Origin of the sequence: Vibrio harveyi (assembly GCF_030060435.1) — a bacterium.
Lineage (GTDB): Bacteria > Pseudomonadota > Gammaproteobacteria > Enterobacterales > Vibrionaceae > Vibrio > Vibrio harveyi.
Genome location: NZ_CP125875.1, coordinates 2,933,423 through 2,957,900, shown reverse-complemented (window position 1 = coordinate 2,957,900; position 24,478 = coordinate 2,933,423). Strand labels below are relative to the sequence as shown.

Genomic DNA, 24,478 nt, shown 5'->3' with positions numbered 1-24,478 from the left:
TCCTCGACGCTAATTTATGGGATGAACTATGAACCAGTTATCAGAGAGTTACAAGGTGAGATTGAGCAAGCTCGTGCCGGGGAGCGTCGCGTTTTTCAAATATTTGCTCAAGCGTATGACGCACGATCGCGTCAACGTTAATGCAGGCTATTTAGCTTACATCACTTTGTTGTCTATTGTGCCGATGTTGACGGTATTGCTGTCGATATTGTCGAAGTTTCCGGTATTTGAGAATGTGGGCGAAACCTTGCAAGGTTACATCATTGATAACTTTGTCCCTGCTTCTGGTGATGCAGTCAGAGTTGCGTTGCAAGAGTTTGTCTCAAACACAGGCAAGATGACCGCCGTAGGTGGTGCGTTCTTGTTTGTTGCCGCTTTGATGCTGATTTCGAATATCGACAAGAACTTAAACTACATTTGGCGAGTGAAAGATAAACGTCGTCCTGTGTTTTCTTTCTCCATGTATTGGATGGTGTTGACCCTTGGTCCGATTCTAGTCGGCGCGAGTATTGCAGCGACCTCCTACGTGACATCGCTAAAGCTAATTGAAAACGAAACCTTATCGGGCGCTTACAACCTGTTTTTACGTTGGTTACCTTTACTGTTGTCCTTCTTTGCGTTCATGGGGTTGTACTTCTTAGTGCCAAACAAAAAGGTTTATCTATCCCATGGTGCGGTTGGTGCTGCCATTGCCGCTGTGCTGTTTGAACTGAGTAAGAAAGGCTTTGCTTTCTACATTACTCAATTCCCGTCATATCAGCTGATTTACGGTGCGCTCGCCGCGATTCCGATCCTGTTTGTGTGGGTGTATCTGTGCTGGCTGATCGTATTGATTGGCGCGGAAGTGACTGCTGCTCTGGGGGAAAGAGAGCACTGGAGTGACGACCTAGAAATGATACACTCGACCGCTGAATTGCAATTAACAGATGAAGGAAGCGAGAGTCGTGATAGCGCTAATTCAACGAGTCAGTGAAGCCGCCGTTCGTGTAGACGGTGAAGTTGTCGGTGAAATCGACCAAGGTCTACTTGTCCTACTTGGTGTAGAGAAGGACGATGATGAAGCAAAAGCAAAACGTTTGATGGAGCGCGTAACCACGTATCGTGTGTTTGAAGACGATGAAGGCAAAATGAACCTTAACGTCAAACAAGTGAACGGTAAGGTTTTGGTGGTGTCTCAATTTACGTTACCAGCGGATACCAAAAAAGGCACTCGCGCAGGCTTTTCTCGTGGCGCGCACCCTGCGGATGCAGAACGTCTGTATGACTATTTCTCGGATTTGTGTGAGCAAGAACTGCCAACACAACGCGGTCGCTTCGCGGCAGATATGAAAGTGTCATTAATTAATGACGGTCCAGTGACTTTTTGGCTACAGGTCTAATCTGGCAACCACAACATCATGGTCTAAGCTTTAAGCCCAAGTAAATTGAATTTGCTTGGGTATTTTCTCCTAAGGCTTTCATTTGATTTGTACTTTCAAAGGATTGATATGTTCAAACTCATAACTCCAAAAACAGAAAATCAGCTCAACAAGTACTATCAATTTCGTTGGCAGTTGCTGCGCGAACCTTGGCGTATGCCTGTAGGCTCCGAGCGTGATGAGTACGATGGCATGAGCCATCACCGCATGATTACCGACAGTCGTGGTCGTCCGATGGCGATTGGTCGTTTGTACATTACCCCAGATAACGATGGTCAGATCCGCTATATGGCGGTGAAGAACAACCGTCGCAGTAAAGGCATGGGCTCATTAGTGCTGGTGGCGCTTGAGTCGCTAGCTCGACAAGAAGGGGCGAAGCGTCTGGTGTGTAATGCCCGTGAAGATGCGATTGCCTTCTATGAGAAGAATGGTTTTGAGCGTCGCGGTGAGCTGACCGATGAACGTGGTCCCGTGCGTCACCAACAAATGGTTAAACAGCTTGACCCAATGGCGGATGTGCTACGTCGTCCTGATTGGTGTACCGAGCTGCAACAGCGTTGGGAAGCGCAGATCCCGATTGCAGACAAAATGGGGATCAAAATTAACCAGTACACTGGCTATCAGTTTGAATGCAGTGCGCAGCTCAATCCAAACCTAAACCCGCACAACACCATGTTTGCCGGTTCTGCGTTTACCCTAGCAACGCTAACTGGGTGGGGCATGACGTGGCTGTTGATGAAAGAGCGTGGTTTGCACGGTGACATCGTATTAGCAGACAGTTCAATTCGTTATCGTCATCCGGTCGAGCAGAACCCAGTAGCGAGTACCTCGCTCGATGGCATTAGTGGTGATTTGGACAGGCTCGCATCGGGGCGTAAAGCGCGTATCGTTATCCATGTGGTGATTTACAGTGGAGACGTACCAGCGGTTGATTTTGTCGGTACGTATATGCTACTGCCGAATTACTCTAAGTTACTCAGCTGTTAGATTCTCAGACTTTGGTATTTCTTGCGGCGCATCTTGGCTTTCAGATGCGCCTTGTTCTGCCTTGGTTTCATCGATAGCTGAGTTCTCGCTTTCTTTCGCTGATTTTTCTGCAAGGTCTGAGTCTTTTTGTTGTGTGATAAGTTGCTCTTCTGAATGCGGCGCTACGGCTGATTCTTGTTCTTCCTCTACAATCTCACTTAACTCTTCCTCATATTGTTCTAAGTTGATGGGATCAATACTGGTGCGGCTTGTTGTTTTTGACGAGCTCTGTTCTGATTCTGCTGGTTTTACTGATTCAGTCTGTTTTGATGTATTTGTGCATTCATTTGTTTTGACTTCGCCACTTAGCACATCACCTTGGATCGAACCACACGCTTCTTGGAGTTGGTAAATCACGCCACTTAACGGGTTGTTCGCCATATCAAACTCACCAGACAGATTGCCCGAGATGGCTTCGCCTGAAATGGTCACTGGTTGAAGCTCAACAGCACCACGTTGAGCTGCCAAACGCAAAGGGCTCAAAGTGATCGCTGTGAGTGAATTATCCGCTTGTGACTTTAAGGTGGTATCACGTAAGTTGGCTTCCACTTCGCCCGATAAGCTGTAAGCAAGCATGTTTTGATCGCCGGCTAAGCCTTTTAAGTCGAGACTTAGATCTGAGAAGCCATTGACCGCGAGCACTGTTGGCAAATAGGGGTGAAGCAATTGCAAGGGAATCCCATCGGCGTTGAGGCTCAACGCCCAAGGTTGGCTGGTGGTGCTGAGATCGATTTGCCCTAAGCCTTCGATATAGCCTTGCTCTAACGGTGCAAACAAACGTGTCAGTTGCCACAAGCCATTGTCACTCTGTGTAGAAATGGCTGCGTGTGATGTGATTACTTGATCGTAACTTGCGTTTACCACGCTAGCATCAAGCTTACCGTTCCAAATTCCCCAGTGACCATTGCGGTGTTTTACTTCGAGCTTGTCACCTTCCAAATTCAAGCCAGAAAGCTGCCAGTAAGGTTGTTTAGATAACTGGATAACTTGGCTGCGTTCAATCTCTAACTGCTTCACATCGACTTGCTGGAGCCTTTCTGTGGCGATTTGCCACCAGTCGGTCTTATCGTCAGGTTGGATAGCCCATTTCAATCCATTGATGGTTGCGCTGTTGATTTTCCAATGTTGTGGCTCGAACTCACCAGATACCTGCACACTACCTTGCTGCCAATCAAAGCTTAGCTCTTGTAGTTGGATTGACTCTGGCTTGAGTTGGGCGTTCAAACGAGGCTCAACTGCGGTTTGGTCTTGGAAACTGACGCTGTCAGCTTGCAAAGAAACCTGTGCTGTTGTTTTCCAAAATGACAGTGGCAGAGAGGCGTTTTCTACTGATAACTCAAGGTTGTGCCAATGCCAATCTCCGTACTCAATATTTGCATTCAGGAGATCGAGGCTGTTGATATGGTTGATATTAATTGGCAACGCTTGCCATGGTTTAGCGAGTAAAGATTGCAACTGTAGGTTATCGATTTTCAGCTTATCAAGGGTCACATTCACCAGTGACCAGCCTTGTGGGTACTGTTCGCCTTGTCCTGAGACTTCACTGCCACGCCAGTTAAATGAAGCGCCGTAAAGCGTGCTGTCTTGGGCTTTGTAATCCAAGTCTATAAGCAACTTATCGAAAGCTTCGCCATTCCAATACAATTGATCAGCCGAAAGTTGAACCTCACCATAAGGTATTTGCTGAGCATCGCTCGACCAAATTGGGTTTTGGATCTGTACATTCAAGCCATTAATGCTGAATGCATCATCTGCGTAATCGATGTTCTTTAACGCGATTTGATGGAAATAAACATTGCTGAGCGTCGGCAATGTTGGCATGCCGTGTTGCAGGCTCAGACCATCAATCAACAGACTGTCGACAATCCAATTTCCGTCACGACGAACATCGGGGTTCAGCCATAGATCGACTTGCTCAATGAACGGCAAGTTTTTTTGTTTTGTCGCCACTCCATTGAGGGTGAGGTGATAAGGAAATTCGTATTGCACGTTATCTGCATGCAGCGGTAGATCGACTAGATCAGAAAATAGATTCCATGTTTGGCGAGAATAAGAGGTGGTCAGCATCCCCACAAAGACAACCGGAATTGCAATCGTCACTATGAGTATAAGAAGTAGAATTCGAACTGCTGTTTTCATCCCTGCCAAAACCTGTAAGTAATATGAAGTAAGTGTGAGAGTCTCGACTTACTAAGATAGGTTTAAGCTTGTATCAATCTTGAGGCAGATTCAATAAAAAGCCCCTCAAAAGAGGGGCTTGACGATTATTTTTGTAGCTAAGTCACGAAGAGTTAGCGAGTGGTCTAGTCGAGTTGAGGACCTGCAGCCACTAGTGATTTACCTTCTGCGTTGTCAGTGTACTTATCAAAGTTGTTGATGAAGCGCTCTGCCAAGTCTTTTGCTTTGCTTTCCCATTGTAATGGGTCAACGTAGGTATCACGTGGGTCAAGGATGCTTGGGTCCACGCCAGGAAGTGAAGTAGGCACTTCTAGGTTGAAGATAGGAATATGCTTAGTCTTCGCATCCTCAATTGAGCCATCAAGGATTGCATCGATAATGCCGCGTGTATCTTGGATAGAGATACGCTTGCCGCTGCCATTCCAACCAGTGTTCACTAGGTAAGCTTCTGCACCTGCTGCTTCCATGCGTTTCACTAGCACTTCTGCGTACTTAGTTGGGTGTAGAGTTAGGAATGCTGCACCAAAACATGCTGAGAAGGTTGGCGTCGGCTCCGTGATGCCACGCTCAGTACCTGCTAGCTTAGCGGTAAAGCCAGACAAGAAGTGGTACTTAGTTTGCTCAGGTGTCAGTTTAGACACAGGAGGAAGTACGCCGAACGCATCAGCCGATAGGAAGATCACTTTGTTTGCGTGACCGCCTTTCGATACTGGTTTAACGATATTGTCGATGTGATGCAGTGGGTAAGACACACGAGTGTTTTCAGTCTTAGAACCATCATCAAAGTCGATAGAACCATCGCTACGAACCGTTACGTTCTCTAATAGCGCATCACGGCGGATAGCATTGTAGATATCAGGCTCAGCTTCTTTAGATAGCTTGATGGTCTTCGCGTAACAGCCGCCTTCGAAGTTGAATACGCCGTCGTCATCCCAACCATGCTCGTCATCACCAATTAGTGCACGTTTAGGATCAGTAGATAGGGTAGTTTTACCTGTGCCAGACAGACCGAAGAAGATTGCTACATCGCCTTCTTCACCCATATTTGCACTACAGTGCATTGATGCGATGTCTTTCAGCGGAAGGAAGTAGTTCATCATGGCGAACATACCTTTCTTCATTTCGCCGCCGTACCAAGTACCGCCGATCAACTGAGTGCGCTCTGTTAGGTTGAATACGGTGAAGTTTTCAGAGTTCAAACCGTGCTCTTCCCACTTCTCGTTCGTGCATTTCGCGCCGTTCATTACGACGAAATCAGGTTCAAACGTTGCCAACTCTTCTTCTGTTGGACGGATGAACATGTTTTTCACGAAGTGTGCTTGCCATGCAACTTCTGTGATCACTCGAATGCTCAAACGAGTGTCTGGGTTTGCACCACAATAACCGTCAATCACAAATAGACGCTTACCTGAAAGCTGGTTGGTCACTAGCTCTTTTAGGTCGTCCCATACTTCTTTGTTGATTGGTTTGTTGTCGTTTTTCACTGCGTCAGAAGTCCACCACATGTGCTCTTCTGTCGTTGCATCTTTAACAATGTACTTATCTTTTGGTGAGCGACCAGTAAAGATACCAGTGTCTACGGCAACCGCGCCGAGTTCTGTAACCACACCACGTTCATAACCTGTTAGGTCAGCACGGGTCTCTTCCTCAAACAGCATTTCGTAGCTTGGGTTGCGAACAACCTCTTTAACGTTATGCAGTCCGTGTTTGGTTAGATCAAGTGTTGCAGCCTTTGTATGTTCCATAACGGTCATAGGTGCTCCTTATAAGGATTTTTGTAGGGATTTTGTAAGAATGTTTTAATTTTTATCTGCTCACCATGCTAGCAACGGGGCGGGGAGAAAACAGGGATATAGTTCAAAAATTATCCATGATTTCAATGTGGTTTTAGGTAACCCGTCACATATTGGTGCGAATAGTTTATCGTGGGCGCAAACCTTTGCGCTAGGGCAAAAGAATTATTAATTATTTAAAATTAAGCGGTTGCTTTATTACGTGGAAAGCTAAGTTATACGAGGGTTTGATCACAAAAAGGCCAGCGTTGCGCTGGCCTTTTGAAGGGTAAATTACATGCTTGTTAAGCTATGAAAATTAATGCACGGTTTTATTGTCTGAAGTTGCCTGCGTATACAGTTCGGTAATTTCAGGTTCGTCGAACGTGTATGACGTGCCGCAGTAATCACAATGTAAAGAAATTGATCCTTCTTCGGCTAAAATGTCATAAATTTCAGTTTTATCAACAGTAATGATCGCTGCACCGCTACGCTCACGAGAACAACCACAGTGGAATTCCACCGGTTGCGGTTCGTATAGGCGAACAGAATCTTGGTTGTATAGACGGTAAAGCAGTTCATTTGCAGGTAGTGTGAACAGCTCTTCGTTTTTCACTGTCGCAGTCAGTTGCTCTAGGTGCTCAAAGTCTTCAGGTGTACCTGTACCATCTGGCATTACCTGAATCATCATACCTGCTGCGTGCTTTTTGCCTTCATGTTCACCAGTGCGGATCCAAAGACGTGTTTTTAGCTGTTCTGAGTTTACGAAGTAACCTTCGATAACGTCAGCTAGCGTTTCACCTTCTAGACCAACCACGCCTTGGTAGCGTTCGCCTTTTTTAGGTTCGATGGTGATCACCAGGTAGCCTTTACCCATCATGTCGTGCAGGCTTGCGTCTTCAGCAATGTCGCCTTCCCAACGTGCAACGCCGCGGATCTTCTGATCGTGGTCGCCGTTAATGACAGCTAGTGATACAGGACCATCACCTTGTAGTTGGATAGTGATTGAGCCTTCGAACTTCAAAGTTGCAGTTAAAAGAGTGGTTGAAACGAGTAGCTCACCCAACAGTTTTTGCAGTGCTGCCGGATATTCCTTGCTGGAGATAATACGTTGGTATGCTTCATCCAATTGAACCAACTCGCCACGTACTGAAAGATCTTCGAATAGGTAGCGGTTTAAAACATTATTTGCCATGGAGTGCTTTCCTCGTCGGTAATTCCGGCTTTTATTGGTGTTTGAACTTGATGATGTCGCGGCGCTGCTTCTTATCTGGGCGGCGTTCCGGACTTGGGTTGTGGGCGTTGAGTTTGCGCTGCATCGCATGCTCTTCACGTTGGCTGATGCTTGATTCAGTCTCGCGATATAGCGTTTGAGCGATAGGTGCGCCTCGGCGTTGATCAGAGATTTTCTCGATGATCACCGTCTTCTCTTCGTTACCTTGACGAAGGCGAATCTCAGCACCCAATTCAACGATTTTGCTTGGTTTGCTTCGTTGCCCATTATAGTGGACTTTACCGCCATCGACCATATTACGAGCGATAGAGCGGGTTTTATAGAATCTGGCAGCCCACAGCCATTTATCTAGCCTTACGGCTTCATTTACGGAACTCATAGAACTCTGTGCAATCTAATCACTGCATTAATGGCGCAGTGACTGGTGGATTATTCACCTACAGATGGTGCCAAGGCTGTTTTTTTTCAAGGGAGTTGGCAAAAACGGCATAAGAAAAAGGTATGAAAAGGAACTTGTGATATAGTTCACTGCTCTTTGTTGAGTAGTAATTTTATTGCAATTTTAGCAAGATAGGGTCGACATTCTTTGACTTATACTTAAGGTCGACGGACGTAAGAATAAAGGAATCAATTCAGTGAAGCGTTTAGAGCTAAGTGCAGGATTAGCAAGCAGCCCGCTACTGGCTCAGATTAAGTCCAACAATCACACCATTCAAGCGAAACTTAGTGTGCTTCTTACTTGTCTATTTATAGCAATGACGGGTTGGATACTTGGCAAAGTGGTGTGGCTAGCAATGCCTCAAACTTCTGATGTGGCTCAATGGAAGCCGTCAGCAAGTGCTGTTGCGTCAACGAGTAAAAAAGACGCGATTGATTTTAACGCCCTCCAAAATGCCAATTTGTTCGGGAAGTACACTGAGCAAAAGCCGGTCGTAATAGAACAACCTGTCGTGCAAGATGCGCCTAAAACCCGCTTAAACCTAACACTTGTTGGTGCAGTTGCGAGCAGTAACGCAAAAACGAGTTTGGCGGTTATTGCCAATCGAGGTAAGCAAGCGACATATGGTATTGGCGAAGAAATTGACGGCACACGAGCAGAATTAAAAGCGGTATTGGTCGATCGCGTGATCATTGACAACCAAGGTCGAGACGAAACCTTGATGCTACAAGGCATCGAGTACAGCAAACTGTCTGAAAGTCGACCGGTTAATCAACCCAAAGCTCAAAAAGCAAATAACTCATCCGCGGTGAGTGAAAAGGTTGATCAAATCCGTGCGGAAATTGCTAAAGATCCGCAAAGCGTATTCAAGTACATCAACATTTCTCCGGTTAAGAAAGACGGAGGGATTGTCGGCTATCGCGTTTCACCAGGACGTGATGCGGCACTGTTTAATGATGTCGGTCTAAAAGCTGGTGATATTGCGGTGCAATTAAACGGGATCGATTTAAGTGATCCATCATCTTCAGTAGAACTGATGCAAGTGATGAACGATCCGCAAGAATTGAATTTGACTGTTGAGCGTGATGGCCAACAGTACGACATCTATATCCAATTGTAATACTTAGGCAACCAGCGTAAGTTCAGGGAGACATACGTGAAACATTGGTTTAGCAAAAGTGCTTGGTTACTAGCAGGTACACTACTCTGCGCACCGGGTGCGATGGCGAACGAGTTTAGTGCTAGCTTCAAAGGCACAGACATTCAAGAATTCATCAACATTGTTGGTCGTAACCTAGAGAAGACCATCATCGTTGACCCATCGGTACGCGGCAAAATCGACGTACGCAGCTACGACGTTCTTAACGAAAAGCAATACTATAGCTTCTTCCTTAACGTTCTTGAGGTGTATGGCTATGCTGTTGTGGAAATGGACAACGGCGTACTAAAAGTCATCAAGGCGAAAGATTCAAAAACCTCTGCGATTCCAGTTTTGGGTGATGACAGTGCGCAAGGCGACAGCGTGATTACACGTGTGGTAGCGGTGCGTAACGTATCGGTTCGTGAATTATCGCCGCTACTGCGTCAACTTATCGATAATGCGGGCGCGGGTAACGTCGTGCACTATGACCCTGCTAACATCATTTTGATCACAGGTCGTGCTGCGGTGGTTAACCGCCTTGCTGAAATCATCAAGCGTGTTGACCAAGCGGGTGACAAAGAGATCGAAGTGGTTGAGCTGCGTAATGCATCTGCTTCTGAAATGGTTCGTATCGTTGATGCCCTGAACAAAACGACGAACCAAAAAAGCACACCTGAATTCCTAGAACCAAAAATCGTAGCGGATGAGCGTACCAACTCAATCCTGATTTCTGGTGACCCAAAAGTACGTGCTCGTCTGAAGCGTTTGATTCGTCAACTTGATGTCGAAATGGCGACTAAAGGTAACAACCGCGTGGTGTACCTCAAGTACGCTAAAGCAGAAGACCTAGTTGATGTACTAAAAGGTGTTTCTGATAACCTACAGGCTGAGAAACAAGCGGGTCAAAAAGGTGGTTCATCTTCTGCAAAACGTGGTGAAGTGGTGATTGCAGCTCATGAGGCTACTAACTCGCTCGTACTGACGGCTCCGCCAGATATCATGATGGCACTGCAGGACGTGATTTCTCAGTTGGATATCCGTCGTGCGCAAGTATTGATTGAAGCGCTAATCGTTGAAATGTCGGAAGGTGATGGTATTAACCTTGGCGTTCAATGGGGCTCGTTGGAAACGGGTGCGGTTATCCAATACGGCAACACTGGTGCCCCGATTGGTAAGGTGATGGTCGGCTTGGAAGAAGCGAAAGACACCACCACCACGAAAGCTGTTTATGATCAAGACGGCAATTTCTTACGTAATGAGACTACTACTGAACAAGGTGACTATTCGACCCTAGCATCTGCTCTTGGTGGTGTTAATGGTGCGGCAATGAGCATCATGATGGGTGACTGGACTGCACTGATTACGGCAGTGTCATCAGACTCAAACTCAAACATTCTGTCCTCTCCAAGCATTACTGTAATGGATAACGGTGAAGCGTCATTCATTGTTGGTGAGGAAGTGCCAGTAATTACTGGTTCTACTGCAGGCTCAAACAATGACAACCCATTCCAAACGGTCGATCGTAAGGAAGTGGGTATCAAACTGAAAGTGGTTCCTCAGATCAACGAAGGTGACTCTGTTCAACTGAACATTGAACAAGAAGTTTCTAACGTGCTAGGTGCAAATGGTGCTGTCGACGTGCGTTTTGCTAAGCGCCAATTGAACACTTCAGTAATGATTCAAGACGGTCAAATGCTGGTTCTTGGTGGCCTAGTTGATGAGCGTGCACTTGAAAGTGAATCTAAAGTGCCGCTGCTGGGCGATATTCCAGTGCTTGGTCATCTGTTTAAATCAACCAGCACACAAACTGAGAAGCGTAACTTGATGGTGTTCATCAAGCCGACCATTATCCGTGATGGTATGACGGCTGATGGTATTACGCAGCGTAAGTACAACTTCATCCGTGCTGAGCAGCTATACAAAGCACAAGAAGGTTTGAAACTGATGGATGATTCAAACATTCCAGTGATGCCTGAATTTGGTCAGGAACGTAAGCACCCTGCTGAAATCCAAGCCTTCATCGATCAGATGGTAAAGAATAATGGTTGATATGTTAGACACTGCGCCAAGTATGCGCCGTCTGCCATTCAGTTTTGCCAACCGCTTTAAACTGGTATTGGAGACGGAGCACCCTGAGCGCCCTCCAATTCTGTATTACGTAGAGCCGCTCAATCCTGCGGCTCTCGTTGAAGTACGCCGAGTTCTAAAACAAAACTTTATCCCTCAAGCGATGGATAAAGAAGCGTTCGACAAAAAGCTCACTGAAGCTTATCAACGAGACTCTTCTGAAGCTCGTCAGTTGATGGAAGACATTGGTGCAGACAGTGATGACTTCTTCTCTTTAGCGGAAGAATTGCCGCACGATGAAGACTTGTTGGAGTCTGAAGATGATGCACCAATCATCAAATTGATTAACGCCATGCTTGGTGAAGCGATCAAAGAAGGGGCGTCGGATATCCATATCGAGACGTTTGAGAAAACCCTTTCGATTCGTTTCCGTGTTGATGGTGTATTGCGTGAAGTCTTAACTCCAAGCCGTAAGCTCGCTCCTTTGCTGGTTTCTCGTGTGAAGGTAATGGCGAAGCTTGATATTGCAGAAAAACGCGTACCTCAAGATGGTCGTATTTCGCTGCGTATTGGTGGTCGTGCAGTAGACGTGCGTGTATCGACCATGCCTTCATCACATGGTGAACGTGTCGTAATGCGTCTGTTGGATAAGAACGCAACTCGTCTTGATTTGCATAGTTTGGGTATGACGCCGTCTGTGCATGATAACTTCCGTCATTTGATTGGTCGTCCTCATGGCATCATATTGGTGACCGGTCCGACAGGTTCGGGTAAGTCGACCACCTTGTATGCTGGCTTACAAGAGATCAACAGCAACGAGCGCAACATTCTTACCGTTGAAGACCCGATTGAATTTGATATCGATGGCATCGGTCAAACGCAAGTGAACCCGAAGGTCGACATGACTTTTGCGCGTGGTTTGCGTGCGATTCTTCGTCAAGACCCAGACGTCGTGATGGTCGGTGAGATCCGTGACTTAGAAACCGCACAGATTGCCGTACAAGCGTCTTTGACTGGTCACTTAGTAATGTCAACGCTACACACCAATACCGCAGTTGGCGCAATCACGCGTCTACGCGATATGGGTATCGAACCATTCCTGATTTCTTCTTCGCTATTGGGCGTGCTAGCTCAGCGCCTAGTTCGTACGCTTTGTTCTGACTGTAAAGAACCATACGAAGCGGATAAAGAACAGAAGAAGCTGTTTGGTTTAGAAGAACACGAATCATTGACTTTGCATCGTGCTAAAGGTTGTGAAGTGTGTAACCAGAAAGGTTACCGTGGACGTACTGGTATTCATGAACTGCTGATGGTGGATGAGAAGGTTCAAGAGCTGATCCACAGTGAAGCGGGTGAGCAAGAAATTGAAAAAGCCGTACGTGCACACACACCAAGCATTCGTAGTGATGGTTTAAGTAAGGTTCACCGTGGTATCACTTCTCTTGAAGAAGTCATGCGAGTGACCAAGGAAGCGTAATGGCAGCATTTGAATACAAAGCGCTGGATGCGAAAGGCAAACAAAAGAAAGGCACTATTGAAGGGGATAACGCCCGTCAGGTGCGCCAACGCCTAAAAGAGCAGGGCATGATCCCTGTTGAGGTGATGGAAGCCAAAGCGAAAGCCGCTAAGTCTTCAGGTGGTTCGGTTGGCTTCAAACGTGGTATCAAAACCGCAGAACTTGCCTTGATTACGCGTCAGCTATCAACGCTTGTACAATCTGGTATGCCCTTGGAAGAGTGTTTAAAAGCTGTTTCTGAGCAAGCTGAAAAGCCGCGTATTCGTTCGATGATCGCAGCAGTGCGCTCAAAAGTGACTGAGGGTTATCCGCTGGCAGACAGTTTGGGTGATTACCCACATGTGTTTGATGAGCTATTTCGTTCTATGGTGGCTGCTGGTGAAAAATCCGGTCACTTAGATGCGGTATTGGAGCGATTAGCGGAATACGTAGAAAACCGCCAGAAGATGCGTAATAAACTGCTTCAAGCCATGATTTACCCTGTGGTACTTGTGGTGTTTGCGGTGGGTATCGTGTCGTTACTGCTTTCTTCAGTGGTGCCGAAAATCATCGAACCAATCATTCAAATGGGGCAAGAGCTACCACAGTCGACGCAAGTATTGTTGTCAGCCAGTGAATTTGTCCAAGAATGGGGTTTAATCATCTTTGTTGTGTTGGTGGTGTTTTTCTATGGCTTGAAGCTCGCACTGCAAAGACCCAATTTCCGTTTAGCATGGGACAGAAAAATCCTCAGTCTGCCTTTGCTAGGTAAAATCTCTCGAGGTCTTAATACGTCTCGATTTGCGCGCACGTTATCGATTTGTACTTCAAGTGCGATTCCTATTCTTGAAGGTATGCGCGTCGCGGTGGACGTTATGTCAAACCGATACGTGAAACAACAGGTCTTAGTGGCGGCTGACAACGTACGTGAAGGTGCAAGTCTGCGCAAAGCGTTGGATCAAACTCGCTTGTTTCCACCAATGATGCTGCACATGATTTCTAGTGGTGAGCAGAGTGGTGAACTAGAGAGCATGCTAACCCGTGCGGCTGACAACCAAGACCAAAACTTTGAATCTACAGTGAATATCGCTTTGGGGATTTTCACTCCAGTGTTAATTGCACTGATGGCTGGTCTCGTTCTTTTCATCGTAATGGCGACATTGATGCCAATGTTGGAAATGAATAACTTGATGAGCGGATAAAATTCGAGTTAAGTCGTGTCTATTGATGGCACGGCTTGAATCTAACTTTCGGAGAAAATAATGAAATTTAAGCGCAGTAAGCAACAAGGCTTCACTCTATTAGAAGTAATGGTTGTTGTTGTTATTCTAGGTATTTTGGCGAGTGTTGTTGTTCCTAACCTACTAGGTAACAAAGAAAAAGCAGACCAACAAAAGGCGATCACAGACATCGTGGCATTGGAAAACGCGTTGGACATGTACAAGCTGGATAACAGCGTTTACCCAACGACAGACCAAGGTCTAGATGCATTGGTGAATAAGCCTTCTAACCCAGAGCCACGTAACTACCGTGACGGTGGTTACATCAAGCGTCTACCATCTGATCCATGGGGCAACGAGTACCAGTACCTAAGCCCTGGTGACAATGGCACGATTGATATCTTTACTCTAGGCGCTGATGGTCAAGAAGGCGGCGAAGGTCCGGCTGCAGATATCGGCAACTGGAACATGCAAGATTTCCAATAAGCCCTCGCTTAAACCAGCACTAATGAAAAAAATGCAAAAACACCTCGGTTTTACATTGATAGAAATTCTATTGGTGCTGGTTTTGTTATCCCTTACCGCTGTCGCGGTGATCGCAACTTTGCCTACCAGTCAAAAAGACCTTTCCAAACAATACGCGCACAGTTTTTTTCAGCGCTTACAACTGCTTAATGAAGAAGCAGTACTAAGTGGTAAAGATTTTGGTTTGCGTGTTGATGACGTTAAATCTACCTACACTTTGTTGAGCTTGACCCAAGATGGCTGGCAACCACTGGAATTAAAGCAGATCCCAAGTGAAACCAAGCTTGAGGGGGATATTTCTCTGCAGTTGGATTTAGGTGGTGGTGCGTGGGATAAAGACGATCGACTGTTCGAACCTGGCTCCTTGTTTGATGAAGACATGTTTGCCGAGGAAGAGGACAAAAAGAAAAAGAAAGTGAAGCCACCTCAAGTGTTCATTTTCTCTAGTGCAGAGATTACGCCTTTCACTCTGTCATTCTTCCCTGAAGAGGGAGATGCATTTAACGATGGCTGGCGGATCATTGGTAAAGAGACTGGCGAGATAGAGTTATTAGCGCCAGGAGAAGAAGCAGAAAACGATGACAATACGACATTCTAAGCCAAATCGTATTGGCACATCGCACTGCAATACTCGAGGTATGACATTACTTGAGGTGTTAGTCGCACTTGCGATTTTTGCCACAGCCGCGATCAGTGTGATCCGCTCTGTGAGCCAACACATCAATACGGTCAGTTATTTAGAAGAAAAAATGTTTGCAGCTATGGTTGTGGATAACCAAATGGCGAATGTGATGCTCTCAACGGAAAAGCTTAAAGCAAAGAACGGTACTGAAGAGCTAGCAGGGCGCACTTGGTATTGGAAAATCACACCCGTTGCCACCACGCAGCCATTGCTGAAAGCATTTGATGTCAGTGTCGCGACTGAGAAAAACGCGAGCCCAGTGGTTACGGTGAGAAGTTATGTTGCGCAGTAAGATTCAACGTATCAACAAACACCGCAAACGCAATCAACGTGGTTTTACTTTGATTGAAGTACTGGTGTCGATTGCCATTTTTGCCAGCATGAGTGTTGCTGCTTACCAAGTCGTGTCACAAGTGCAGCGCAGCAATGTGTTGTCCCAAGAACGTACTCAGCGCCTTAATGAGCTGCAACGTGCGATGGTGATGATGGATAACGATTTTCGCCAAATGGCAATGCGTCAGATGCGTACCAATGGCGAAGAACCATCAAAGCAACTACTGTTTTGGTCAGATTATCTGCTTGATTCAGATGCAAAAGGCGTGATGTTTGCTCGTCTAGGTTGGCACAACCCACAACAGCAATTTCCACGTGGTGAAGTCACGAAAGTGGGCTATCGCATTAAAGATGAAGTGCTGCAACGTGTGTGGTGGCGATACCCAGATACGCCAACAGGGCAAGAAGGGATCGTGACGCCTTTACTCACTCAGGTCGAAGAATTCGATATGCGCTTTTATGATGGAAAGTCATGGAAGAAAGAATGGGCAAGTAGCAGTGAGTTACCTAAAGCGGTATCGGTTATTTTGAAGCTAAAAGACTATGGTGAGATCACTCGCACCTATCTGACGCCGGATGGAAAACTTGCGTCAAGTAGCCAAGATAACTCTGGCGGTAGCAACTCGTCTGGAGGTAATAATGGCTAGTCGTCAACGTGGGGTCGCGCTCCTTATCGTTTTGATGCTACTTGCCATCATGACGACAGTTGCCGCAAGTATGTCAGAGCGACTGTTTTTGCAGTTTCAACGCGCTTCAAACCAGATTAATTATCAGCAGGCGTATTGGTACAGCTTAGGGGTAGAGGCTCTAGCCGAAATTGGTATTGAGCAAAGTTACAAAGACAGCGATACCATTAATTTAAGTCAGCCGTGGGCGATCAAAGAGCAGGTTTATCCGCTCGACTATGGTCAAGCCGCTGGTCGTATTATCGATAAACAGGCGTGCTTTAACTTGAACGTATTGGCAAGTGTCCAACCTAATGGCGCGCAAGCAACTCGTCCATACTTAGTGCAAGTCTTTCAACGTTTGATGGAAGAAATGGATGTTGAACCTTACCAAGCTGAAGTGATTGCCGATTCAACATGGGAATATGTTGATAGTGATAGCACAGTGCGTTCTACGACAGGTGTGGAAGACAGCACCTATGAAGCGATGAAACCCCAATACTTGCCACCAAATGGTTGGATGGCGGATGCGAGTGAGTTACGCGCGGTTTACCAAGTGAGTGGCGATATCTATCAGAAGATAGCCCCAATGGTTTGTGCGCTCCCAAGCGATGATTGGCGTTTGAACGTAAACACAATTGACGTTGAACAAGCACCGATCTTAGTTGCGATGTTTACGCCCGGCTTGAGTAGCAGCGATGCGGTGCAACTGATAGAAAAGCGTCCTTTTGATGGTTGGGATAGCGTTGATGAATTTTTAGCTGAGTCGGAATTAGCTGGCTTAAGTGGTGATGTAAAGAAAAATGCCAAAGGTTATTTGGGAGTAGACAGTTCCTTCTTTGAACTGGATGCACAGGTGTTGGTGGATGAATCCCGAGTGCGTATTCGAAGCCTTTTGCAAAGTACAAATAGAGAAACGGTGACTGTCGTTCGCCGTCGTTTTGGAGGAATCAGTGAGCGAGTTTCTGACCGTTCGGCTGAGTAGCGAACAACAAAGTACCATTCCATGGTTGGTGTGGTCGACACAACAGCAAGAAGTGATTGCCAGTGGTGAAATTGCCGGATGGGAACATCTGGACGAACTGGTAGCCTACGCTGATCAGCGCCAAATTGTTGCGCTGTTAGCCAGTAATGATGTTGTGTTAACAGAAGTAGATATCCCACCAGGCGCATCGCGTCAGTTTGACAGCATGCTGCCATATCTGGTGGAAGACGAAGTCGCGCAAGACGTGGACAACCTGCATTTCACAGTATTAAACAAGCAAGCAGAAACAGCACAAGTGTGTGCAGTGGAGCGAGCTTGGATTCAGACCATTTTGCAGCGTTTCTCCAGCCAAGGTCTTGTGATCAAGCGTATGTTGCCTGATGTTTTGGCAATGCCTGCGAATGATGAAAACAGTTCGGCTGCAATGCTAGGCGAGCAATGGTTAATTCGTCATTCTGACACTCAAGGTGCTGTGGTGGATGCATCCTGGCTTGATCTGTATTTATCCGCTTACCTTCAAAGTCATGAAGGTTGGAAGCTTGATTGCTACAGCTCTGTACCAGAATCAACGGTGCCAGATATCTGGGTAGCAAAACCAGAAGAAATGACCATGGCACTGCTGGCGAAAGGGGTTGCAGAGAGCAAAATCAATCTCCTTACTGGCGCTTTTAAACCGAAATCCTCGTGGGGTAAGTACGTTAAGGTATGGCAGAAAACAGCGATTGCCGCTGGTGTGTTGTTGGTAGTACTTGTTGGTCAACAATTGTTGATGGTTCATAAATACGAAGCGCAAGCACAAGCGTATCGCGAAGAAAGTGAACGTATTTTCCGTCAAATATTCCCGAATAAGCGTCGTATTCCGACAGTCAGCTACTTGAAGCGTCAAATGACCGATGAAGAACGCCGTTTATCTGGTGGATCGAGTGATGTGGCGATGCTGTCTTGGATCGCGGCACTGCCAACGACTCTGGGACAGGTGAATGATCTGCAAATCACCAGCTTTAAATATGACGGTCAACGTGGCGAAGTTCGTATTCAAGCGAGCAGCTCTGACTTCCAGCCATTTGAACAAGCACGTGTGAAACTGGCGGAGAAGTTTAACGTCGAACAAGGTCAACTGAACCGCAACGGCAACGTTGTGATGGGCAGTTTTGTGTTGAAGCGTCAGTGAGGTGATGATGAAGAATTTAATCGCACAAGCTCAAGCTTGGTGGAGCAGCATCTCGCAACGTGAGCAACGTCTGGTGATGGGCGGTAGCATTATTGCTGTCCTTGGCATCATTTACTGGGGCCTTTTACAGCCAATGAATCAACGAGCTGAATTAGCTCAGTCTCGAATTCAAAGTGAGAAACAACTGCTAACTTGGGTACAAGATAAAGCCGATGATATTACCGCACTACGTAAAAGTGGCGGTGTTAGCTTTTCCAATCAACCATTGAACCAAGTGGTGTCTTCATCTGCGCGCCGCTACAAAGTTGAACTGATCCGTGTACAACCGCGTAATGATAGCGTTCAGGTGTGGATTAAGCCTCTGGCATTCAATCAGATGGTGGATTGGTTGCGTTATCTAAAAGAACAACAAGGGATTGAGGTGGAATTCCTAGACATCGACCGTACTGAGCAAGCTGGTATGATCGACGTAAACCGCCTGCAATTTAAGCGAGGTTAAGGTGAAAAAAGCTGTTCTTTACGTTGTTATTTTTATTGCCTTTTTCTCGACTAGTTTAATTGCTGGTTTGCCAATCTCTTGGGTACTACAACAAGTGCCTATGGTGCGAGGTTTAGATATTCAAGGTGCGCAAGGCACGGTTTGGCAAGGTAGCGCATCCAATGTGCGTTGGCAGCGTCAAAACCTGGGAGAATTGAACTGGGACTTCCAACTGTCGGGGCTATTTACCGGTAAAGCCGAGTTTGCGGTACGTTTTGGTCGCGGTAGCGATATGGACGTTCGTGGACGAGGTTTGGTTGGCTACAGCCTTACCAGTGGTCCGTATGCTGAAAACTTAGTGGCATCTATTCCTGCGGCAAAAGTGGTTGAACAGGCACGCCTTCCAGTTCCTGTTGGGGTGGAAGGGCAACTTGAACTGAACATCCGCCATGCGACATACGCAGCACCTTGGTGTAAGACTGCGGAAGGCACGTTAGTTTGGAGTGCGAGTGGTATTCAAAGCCCGTTAGGTAGCCTTGAACTTGGGCCTGTCATTGCCGATTTAAACTGCAAAGACAGCGTATTATCAGCGTCTGGCGAACAGAAGAGTCAACAAGTATCAGCGGCGTTTTCCGCTGAGCTCATGCCAAATCAGCGTTACTCAACAAAAGCTTGGTTTAAACCAGGAGCGGAGTTCCCATCGGGTATGAGCGACCAACTAAAATGGCTGGGTAATCCTAACTCGCAAGGTCAATACGAGTTTGATTACAAAGGGCGTTTCTAGCCAAATCTGTCATTCAGAACATTATCAAAGAGCTGCCAGTGTGCAGCTCTTTTTGCTTTTGGATCATGGTAGGCTAAACCCTCTATTTGCTGTACGAAAACTTAGTTGGTTATTGGTTTGTTCTTTAACCTTATGATTTTTATGTGAATAATTCGGCTTTGTGCAGGTTGGTAAGCATTTGGATCATAGTAGGCCAAATGCTCCTAACGCTGTACAAAAGGCAAAAAGAAAGGCCACGAAGTGAATTCGTGACCTTCTTTCTCATTGATATAGTCAGGCTGAATGGCGATCAATCTTTGTGTTGTAGGATCTCATTCCAAGGCAAATCAGCATCGCCAAGTACGATAAAGTTTGGGTTCTCCAACGTCTCGCGCTCATTGTAAGATAGCGGTTCAAGTTGCGTACTGAGAATTCGCCCGCCCGCTTCTTCTACAATGCATTGTGTAGCAGCGGTATCCCACTCGCCAGTTGGACCTAGACGTAAATAACAGTCCACTGCACCTTCAGCAACAAGGCACGCTTTGAGTGCGGCAGAGCCAAGTGGAATCAAATCGTAATTCCAAGCGCTACTCATGCGGCTCGTGATGCGGTTAATGTCTTGACGACGGCTGATCGCGATAGCAATGTTCTGTCCAGGTTGCTCATGTTTATGAGTGTGGATTTTTACACTTTCAGACATGTCTGGAATCTTCCACGCGCCCTTACCGTTGTATGCATAATACGTAACACCAGAAACCGGACCGTAGACTACGCCCATGGTGGGTTTGTTGTTGTCGATAAGCGCAATAATGGTTGCAAAGTCGCCGCTGCGTGCGATGAACTCTTGTGTGCCATCAAGTGGGTCGACTAACCAGTAGCGTTCCCACTGTGCACGCTGCTCTAAGCTGATATCTGCAGCTTCTTCAGAAAGCACCGGGATATCTGGCGTCAACTCACTTAAACGCTCGGTGATCAGCTTGTGCGCCGCGATATCTGCGCTGGTGACTGGGGTCTCGTCACTTTTAGTGTATGCTTCGTACTGCTTTTTCTCGTAAATATCGAGAATCAATTGTCCTGCGCTGCGAGCAATTTCGATGACTTGCGGAAGCAGGTGAGATAAATCTTTTGTCATTGGCATAAGTAATGGTCCTTTCTCACTATTATGGTCCAGCTCTTCGGCTGTGATTAATTTTGTTTGTGAGTGGTGTTTTGTAAGTGTTTCAGTGCCAACATCAACGCTGTGATGCTTCGTGCTTCACAAAAATCTAAGTGCGTTAATAGTTCTTCCGCTTGCGCTAATGGCCAGCGAACGATTTCTAATGGTTCTGGCTCATCACCTTCTTGTTTCTCTGGGTATAGGTTTTGTCCCAAGAACAGCGTCATTTTGCTCGAGAAGTAAGAAGGCGCAAGGATCACTTGTTTTAAGGGTGTTAGCTCATGAGAACCAAAACCAATTTCTTCTTTTAACTCTCGATCTGCTGCTTCTATCGGTGTTTCTCCAGGGTCGATAAGACCTTTCGGAAAGCCGAGTTCGTAGCGTTCTGTGCCCGCCGCGTATTCACGTACTAGCAGTAAGTCACCTTGCTCAGTGATAGGCACTACCATCACGGCATCGCGACCACTTGGTTTCATGCGCTCGTAAGTACGCAGTTCACCATTAGAGAAGCGAAGGTCGAGGGCTTCCACTGCAAACAGCTTAGATTGTGCGACCGTCTGACAAGAGAGTATCTCTGGTGGGGTCCTTTTCGACATAGCGCTGGCTCCTTAGTGTCGTTTACTCAGCGAGAGAAATGAGATTTCTTAATATATGAGAAGAAAGCTCGAGTTTCTAGCGTGATGATTCAGCTTAACTCAATTGAAAACAAAAATGGGAGGCAAACGCCTCCCATTTCTCGTCGATATGCATCGCTAACAAGCCATGAACGACTTAGTAGTAAGAGTGATCACCACGATCGTGCTCTGTTGCATCGCGAACTGCCGTCAGTTCACCAACGAATTGGTTTAGAAGTTCTTTTTCAATGCCTTCTTTTAGCGTTACATCGACCATTGAACAGCCGTTACAACCGCCGCCGAATGCTACGATTGCGATGCCATCGTCTGTGATTTCAACTAGATTTACGTGACCACCGTGACCTGCAAGTTGTGGGTTCACTTGAGTTTGGATTACGTACTCAACACGTTCTATAAGTGGAGCGTCGTCTGCCACTTTACGCATTTTTGCGTTTGGCGCTTTTAGTGTTAGCTGAGAACCCATTTTGTCTGTCACAAAGTCGATTTCAGCGTCTTCTAGAAACGGTAGGCTTAGCTCGTCAACGTAAGCTGAAAAACCGCTGTAAGGGATTTCAGTGTCAGTACCTTCAATGGCTTCTGGTGGGCAGTAAGACACGCCACACTCTGCGTTTTGTGTTCCTGGGTTCACGACGAAAATACGAATGTTTGTGCCTTCAGGCTGTTGACCTAAAAGGTTGGCGAAATGCGTTTGCGCAGTTTCTGTAATAGTAATATTTGACACGACGAATACCTGAGTAATTTTGTAGGCTATTGCTGCTATTCTACTCCTGTTGACGCCTCGGTCTAGTCTTTTTGATGCTAAGACATGGCGAAGCGATCTAGATTGAGCCGGGGGCAGGAGTTCTGCAGATGCAGTAAATATCGATGCTTTCTACGCCAACTTCAAGTAGTAAATGACATAATTGTCGGACCGTACTACCTGTTGTAACCACATCATCCACAATCGCGACATGGGAAAAGTCCACCTCACCTTGTAGGGCAAATGCCCCTTGCAGATTTTGCTCGCGACTGGCTTTTTTGTTTCCTCGCTGCGACTGAGCACTTTTGACACGTTTAAATACCTTGCTTTCATATCGCACATCTAAATGGCGGGCGAGGTGTTTGGTTAAGATATGGCTCTGATTGAAGCCTCGTTTTATGTAGCGCTGCCAGTGAACGGGCACGCTGGTGATGACGGGGGCAGGCTGCTCAATTCGTTCTGCTAATAGTTGAGTAAGCGTACTCACCTGCCATGCCTCGCCGTGATCTTTAAAGCGCTGTACTTGTTGAGAGAGCGGAAAGTCATAGTCACCTAAGGTATACAAACGCCGCCATGGTGGTGGCTCTTTCAGGCATTCTCCGCACTCTGCGGAGGATTGTGATTCCTCTTCTGTCATTTTTAAACCACAACGTGAGCAGCGTTTGATTGGTGTGAGGTGGTCAAAACAGCTGTCACACCAACGCATTAGGTTGGGCGTTTGGCGGTGAGGTATGGGAAATCGGCATAATCCGCATTGGCTACTGAGTACGCGATGCATGATGTTTTGCCATTGATGAGATAACATACAATCCATCCAAGGTGAGCGAGCCATCAGACTAAAGCTTGGATTGCGTTGTAAGGAATAAGATAAGTGGGAGAGAACGAGAGCATGAGCACGAATTTACACTGGCAGTCATTTGGTCAAGGACCAGATTTGGTGTTGCTTCATGGTTGGGGTATGAATGGTGCGGTATGGCAGCAGACCGTCGAGTCTCTTCAACCTTATTTCCGAGTGCATGTGGTCGATCTTCCGGGGTACGGACACAGCGCAGAATCTCACGCTGAAGATTTAGCAAAAATCGCTGACCTTGTTTTGCAAGACGCACCAGAGAAAGCAGTTTGGCTTGGCTGGTCATTAGGTGGCTTGGTGGCAACCCACATTGCACTTAATGCTCCGCAGCGTGTGAGCAAATTAATCACGGTAGCAAGTTCACCAAAATTTGCTGCTGAGCGTCCTTGGCGTGGTATTCAACCTAACGTGTTAACCGCATTCACCGATCAATTGCTGGAAGACTTCTCTGTCACTATTGAGCGTTTTATGGCGCTGCAAGCGATGGGCAGTCCGTCAGCACGCAAAGACGTTAAACAACTCAAACAAGCGGTGCTATCGCGTCCGCAGCCGAACCCTGATTCGTTGTTGGTGGGTTTGAACATTCTTGCCGATGTGGATCTGCGCGATGCGCTGACTTCCCTTTCTATGCCGATGCTGCGCCTTTATGGTCGACTTGATGGCTTAGTGCCAATCAAAGTGGCAAGTGACTTAAGCGAGCAGTTGCCAAGCACTCAGCAGTTTGTTTTCAATCAATCCTCTCATGCGCCGTTCATGACCGAACATGAAGCGTTTTGTCTCCAAGTGAGAGAATTTGCCGCTTAACGGTTAGGCCTGCACATCTAAACGAATAAAACTCCTAAAGCTGATTAAAAATTGGTCGATATAAGTTTTAGCGAACTCTTCTTGTGGGAGGAGTTTGCTGTATTGACGAGTTGGGCGACTCTGAGGAGGGTTCGCAATGATTGTGTCACCGGCTAACGTTAGCGTGCCACTGATCGCCCCATCCGTTAATGTGCAGACGGAACAAGCTGCTCGTGACAATAAAGTCCGAGAACCTGTGACACCAACAGTCGCACTGGCGAAAACCAATGCGGAGCGCAAAGTAAAAAGTGATGAGAAACGGCGACGCCAATCCTCGTGGGACCCATCGGAGCATCCTGACTACGAAGTGGAACCCGAGGTGGATACCCGTTATCACGAAGAACCGAAAGACACGCTAGAACGTCTTTTCGGTTTGCTAGCGCTCAAGAGTTACAGTGAAGATCAGGGTAAGGGCTACGCGATACGCTTTCGATTACCTAAGCGCATTTTGGATGCTGCGGTCAAAGAGGGATTGATGGAAAAGCGCAGGAAGGTGATTAAGTTTCATTATGGTCACTCGGTCGCGCCCCATACACCGTCAGAAGTGATAGCAGTATTATGACGACTCAATATCCTACTCAAATAAAAACGCTCCAAGCAGAATAACTGATTGGAGCGTTTTCTTTTTAGCTATGAAAACGAGTTAGCGGTGAAGCCTAGGCG

25 protein-coding genes are annotated in these 24,478 nt (G+C 46.6%); 17 read left to right on the top strand and 8 right to left on the bottom strand.

The window, feature by feature from the left end:
* Positions 1-28: 28 nt before the first annotated feature.
* From QMY49_RS14010 to QMY49_RS14000, 3 genes are all read left to right on the top strand, one after another.
* Entirely contained in the window at positions 29-973 is a 945-nt protein-coding gene (locus QMY49_RS14010; RefSeq protein WP_005448517.1) for a virulence factor BrkB family protein, read from the top strand.
* Positions 945-1,379 carry a D-aminoacyl-tRNA deacylase gene (dtd, locus tag QMY49_RS14005; protein ID WP_005434513.1) on the top strand — a complete coding sequence of 145 codons (435 nt, stop codon included), beginning with the start codon at positions 945-947 and terminating at the stop codon, positions 1,377-1,379. The genes QMY49_RS14010 and dtd overlap by 29 nt, the downstream gene beginning before the upstream one ends.
* 108 nt (positions 1,380-1,487) lie before the next feature.
* Complete coding sequence (locus QMY49_RS14000; protein WP_009704014.1) at positions 1,488-2,405, top strand: bifunctional GNAT family N-acetyltransferase/hotdog fold thioesterase; 918 nt, start codon at positions 1,488-1,490, stop codon at positions 2,403-2,405.
* Here the strand turns inward: QMY49_RS14000 and QMY49_RS13995 are convergent.
* The 4 genes from QMY49_RS13995 to hslR all read right to left on the bottom strand — a co-directional run bounded on the left by QMY49_RS13995 (position 2,391) and on the right by hslR (position 8,007).
* Positions 2,391-4,583: an AsmA family protein gene (locus tag QMY49_RS13995; protein WP_283312059.1), complete on the bottom strand. Its 2,193-nt coding sequence runs from the start codon at positions 4,581-4,583 to the stop codon at positions 2,391-2,393. The two genes, QMY49_RS14000 and QMY49_RS13995, sit on opposite strands and share 15 nt — an antisense overlap.
* 164 nt (positions 4,584-4,747) lie before the next feature.
* The gene (gene pckA, locus QMY49_RS13990; RefSeq protein WP_005448514.1) at positions 4,748-6,376 is read right to left on the bottom strand and encodes a phosphoenolpyruvate carboxykinase (ATP); all 1,629 of its coding nucleotides are present in this window, start codon (positions 6,374-6,376) and stop codon (positions 4,748-4,750) included.
* Positions 6,377-6,713: 337 nt separating this feature from the next.
* Positions 6,714-7,589, bottom strand: coding sequence for an Hsp33 family molecular chaperone HslO (gene hslO, locus QMY49_RS13985; RefSeq protein ID WP_283312057.1), 876 nt, complete (start codon positions 7,587-7,589; stop codon positions 6,714-6,716).
* 31 nt (positions 7,590-7,620) lie between these two features.
* Positions 7,621-8,007 carry a ribosome-associated heat shock protein Hsp15 gene (gene hslR / locus QMY49_RS13980; RefSeq protein WP_005448506.1) on the bottom strand — a complete coding sequence of 129 codons (387 nt, stop codon included), beginning with the start codon at positions 8,005-8,007 and terminating at the stop codon, positions 7,621-7,623.
* A 256-nt stretch (positions 8,008-8,263) separates the two neighbouring features.
* Between hslR and gspC the strand changes: the two genes are divergently transcribed.
* From gspC to QMY49_RS13920, 12 genes are read left to right on the top strand one after another with little or no spacing between them, the layout of a single operon-like run.
* Complete coding sequence (gene gspC / locus QMY49_RS13975) at positions 8,264-9,187, top strand: type II secretion system protein GspC (RefSeq protein ID WP_009701537.1); 924 nt, start codon at positions 8,264-8,266, stop codon at positions 9,185-9,187.
* A gap of 36 nt (positions 9,188-9,223) precedes the next feature.
* Positions 9,224-11,257, top strand: a complete 2,034-nt coding sequence (gene gspD, locus QMY49_RS13970; RefSeq protein WP_047512640.1) for a type II secretion system secretin GspD — start codon at positions 9,224-9,226, stop codon at positions 11,255-11,257.
* Positions 11,250-12,752 (top strand): type II secretion system ATPase GspE, encoded by a 1,503-nt coding sequence (gene gspE, locus QMY49_RS13965; protein ID WP_005448500.1) that lies wholly within the window; start codon positions 11,250-11,252, stop codon positions 12,750-12,752. The genes gspD and gspE overlap by 8 nt, the downstream gene beginning before the upstream one ends.
* Positions 12,752-13,972 carry a type II secretion system inner membrane protein GspF gene (gspF, locus tag QMY49_RS13960; protein ID WP_009698980.1) on the top strand — a complete coding sequence of 407 codons (1,221 nt, stop codon included), beginning with the start codon at positions 12,752-12,754 and terminating at the stop codon, positions 13,970-13,972. The genes gspE and gspF overlap by 1 nt, the downstream gene beginning before the upstream one ends.
* Positions 13,973-14,032: 60 nt before the next feature.
* Positions 14,033-14,476, top strand: coding sequence for a type II secretion system major pseudopilin GspG (gspG, locus tag QMY49_RS13955; RefSeq protein ID WP_005434493.1), 444 nt, complete (start codon positions 14,033-14,035; stop codon positions 14,474-14,476).
* 31 nt (positions 14,477-14,507) lie between these two features.
* The gene (locus tag QMY49_RS13950; protein WP_283312054.1) at positions 14,508-15,113 is read left to right on the top strand and encodes a prepilin-type N-terminal cleavage/methylation domain-containing protein; all 606 of its coding nucleotides are present in this window, start codon (positions 14,508-14,510) and stop codon (positions 15,111-15,113) included.
* Positions 15,094-15,489: a type II secretion system minor pseudopilin GspI gene (gene gspI, locus QMY49_RS13945; RefSeq protein ID WP_020480854.1), complete on the top strand. Its 396-nt coding sequence runs from the start codon at positions 15,094-15,096 to the stop codon at positions 15,487-15,489. The genes QMY49_RS13950 and gspI overlap by 20 nt, the downstream gene beginning before the upstream one ends.
* Complete coding sequence (gene gspJ, locus QMY49_RS13940) at positions 15,476-16,177, top strand: type II secretion system minor pseudopilin GspJ (RefSeq protein WP_009698978.1); 702 nt, start codon at positions 15,476-15,478, stop codon at positions 16,175-16,177. The genes gspI and gspJ overlap by 14 nt, the downstream gene beginning before the upstream one ends.
* Positions 16,170-17,180, top strand: coding sequence for a type II secretion system minor pseudopilin GspK (gene gspK / locus QMY49_RS13935; protein WP_005448494.1), 1,011 nt, complete (start codon positions 16,170-16,172; stop codon positions 17,178-17,180). The genes gspJ and gspK overlap by 8 nt, the downstream gene beginning before the upstream one ends.
* Entirely contained in the window at positions 17,149-18,351 is a 1,203-nt protein-coding gene (gene gspL / locus QMY49_RS13930; protein ID WP_005448493.1) for a type II secretion system protein GspL, read from the top strand. The genes gspK and gspL overlap by 32 nt, the downstream gene beginning before the upstream one ends.
* A gap of 7 nt (positions 18,352-18,358) precedes the next feature.
* Positions 18,359-18,850 (top strand): type II secretion system protein M, encoded by a 492-nt coding sequence (locus QMY49_RS13925; protein WP_005448492.1) that lies wholly within the window; start codon positions 18,359-18,361, stop codon positions 18,848-18,850.
* A 1-nt stretch (position 18,851) separates the two neighbouring features.
* Positions 18,852-19,613, top strand: coding sequence for a type II secretion system protein N (locus QMY49_RS13920; RefSeq protein ID WP_005448490.1), 762 nt, complete (start codon positions 18,852-18,854; stop codon positions 19,611-19,613).
* A gap of 289 nt (positions 19,614-19,902) precedes the next feature.
* Here the strand turns inward: QMY49_RS13920 and cysQ are convergent, their stop codons facing one another.
* From cysQ to QMY49_RS13900, 4 genes are all read right to left on the bottom strand, one after another.
* Positions 19,903-20,730, bottom strand: coding sequence for a 3'(2'),5'-bisphosphate nucleotidase CysQ (gene cysQ / locus QMY49_RS13915; protein ID WP_005448488.1), 828 nt, complete (start codon positions 20,728-20,730; stop codon positions 19,903-19,905).
* Between the two features lie 47 nt (positions 20,731-20,777).
* Entirely contained in the window at positions 20,778-21,344 is a 567-nt protein-coding gene (gene nudE, locus QMY49_RS13910) for an ADP compounds hydrolase NudE (protein ID WP_009698975.1), read from the bottom strand.
* Positions 21,345-21,519: 175 nt separating this feature from the next.
* On the bottom strand, positions 21,520-22,104 hold the full coding sequence (gene nfuA, locus QMY49_RS13905) for a Fe-S biogenesis protein NfuA (protein WP_017189962.1): 585 nt from the start codon (positions 22,102-22,104) through the stop codon (positions 21,520-21,522).
* Positions 22,105-22,201: 97 nt separating this feature from the next.
* On the bottom strand, positions 22,202-22,927 hold the full coding sequence (locus QMY49_RS13900) for a ComF family protein (protein WP_029788954.1): 726 nt from the start codon (positions 22,925-22,927) through the stop codon (positions 22,202-22,204).
* An 84-nt stretch (positions 22,928-23,011) separates the two neighbouring features.
* Here QMY49_RS13900 and bioH point away from each other — a divergent pair, with 84 nt between their 5' ends.
* Positions 23,012-23,776 carry a pimeloyl-ACP methyl ester esterase BioH gene (bioH, locus tag QMY49_RS13895; protein WP_005448476.1) on the top strand — a complete coding sequence of 255 codons (765 nt, stop codon included), beginning with the start codon at positions 23,012-23,014 and terminating at the stop codon, positions 23,774-23,776.
* 136 nt (positions 23,777-23,912) lie between these two features.
* Positions 23,913-24,377 (top strand): hypothetical protein, encoded by a 465-nt coding sequence (locus QMY49_RS13890; protein ID WP_009698973.1) that lies wholly within the window; start codon positions 23,913-23,915, stop codon positions 24,375-24,377.
* Positions 24,378-24,478 lie beyond the last annotated feature (101 nt).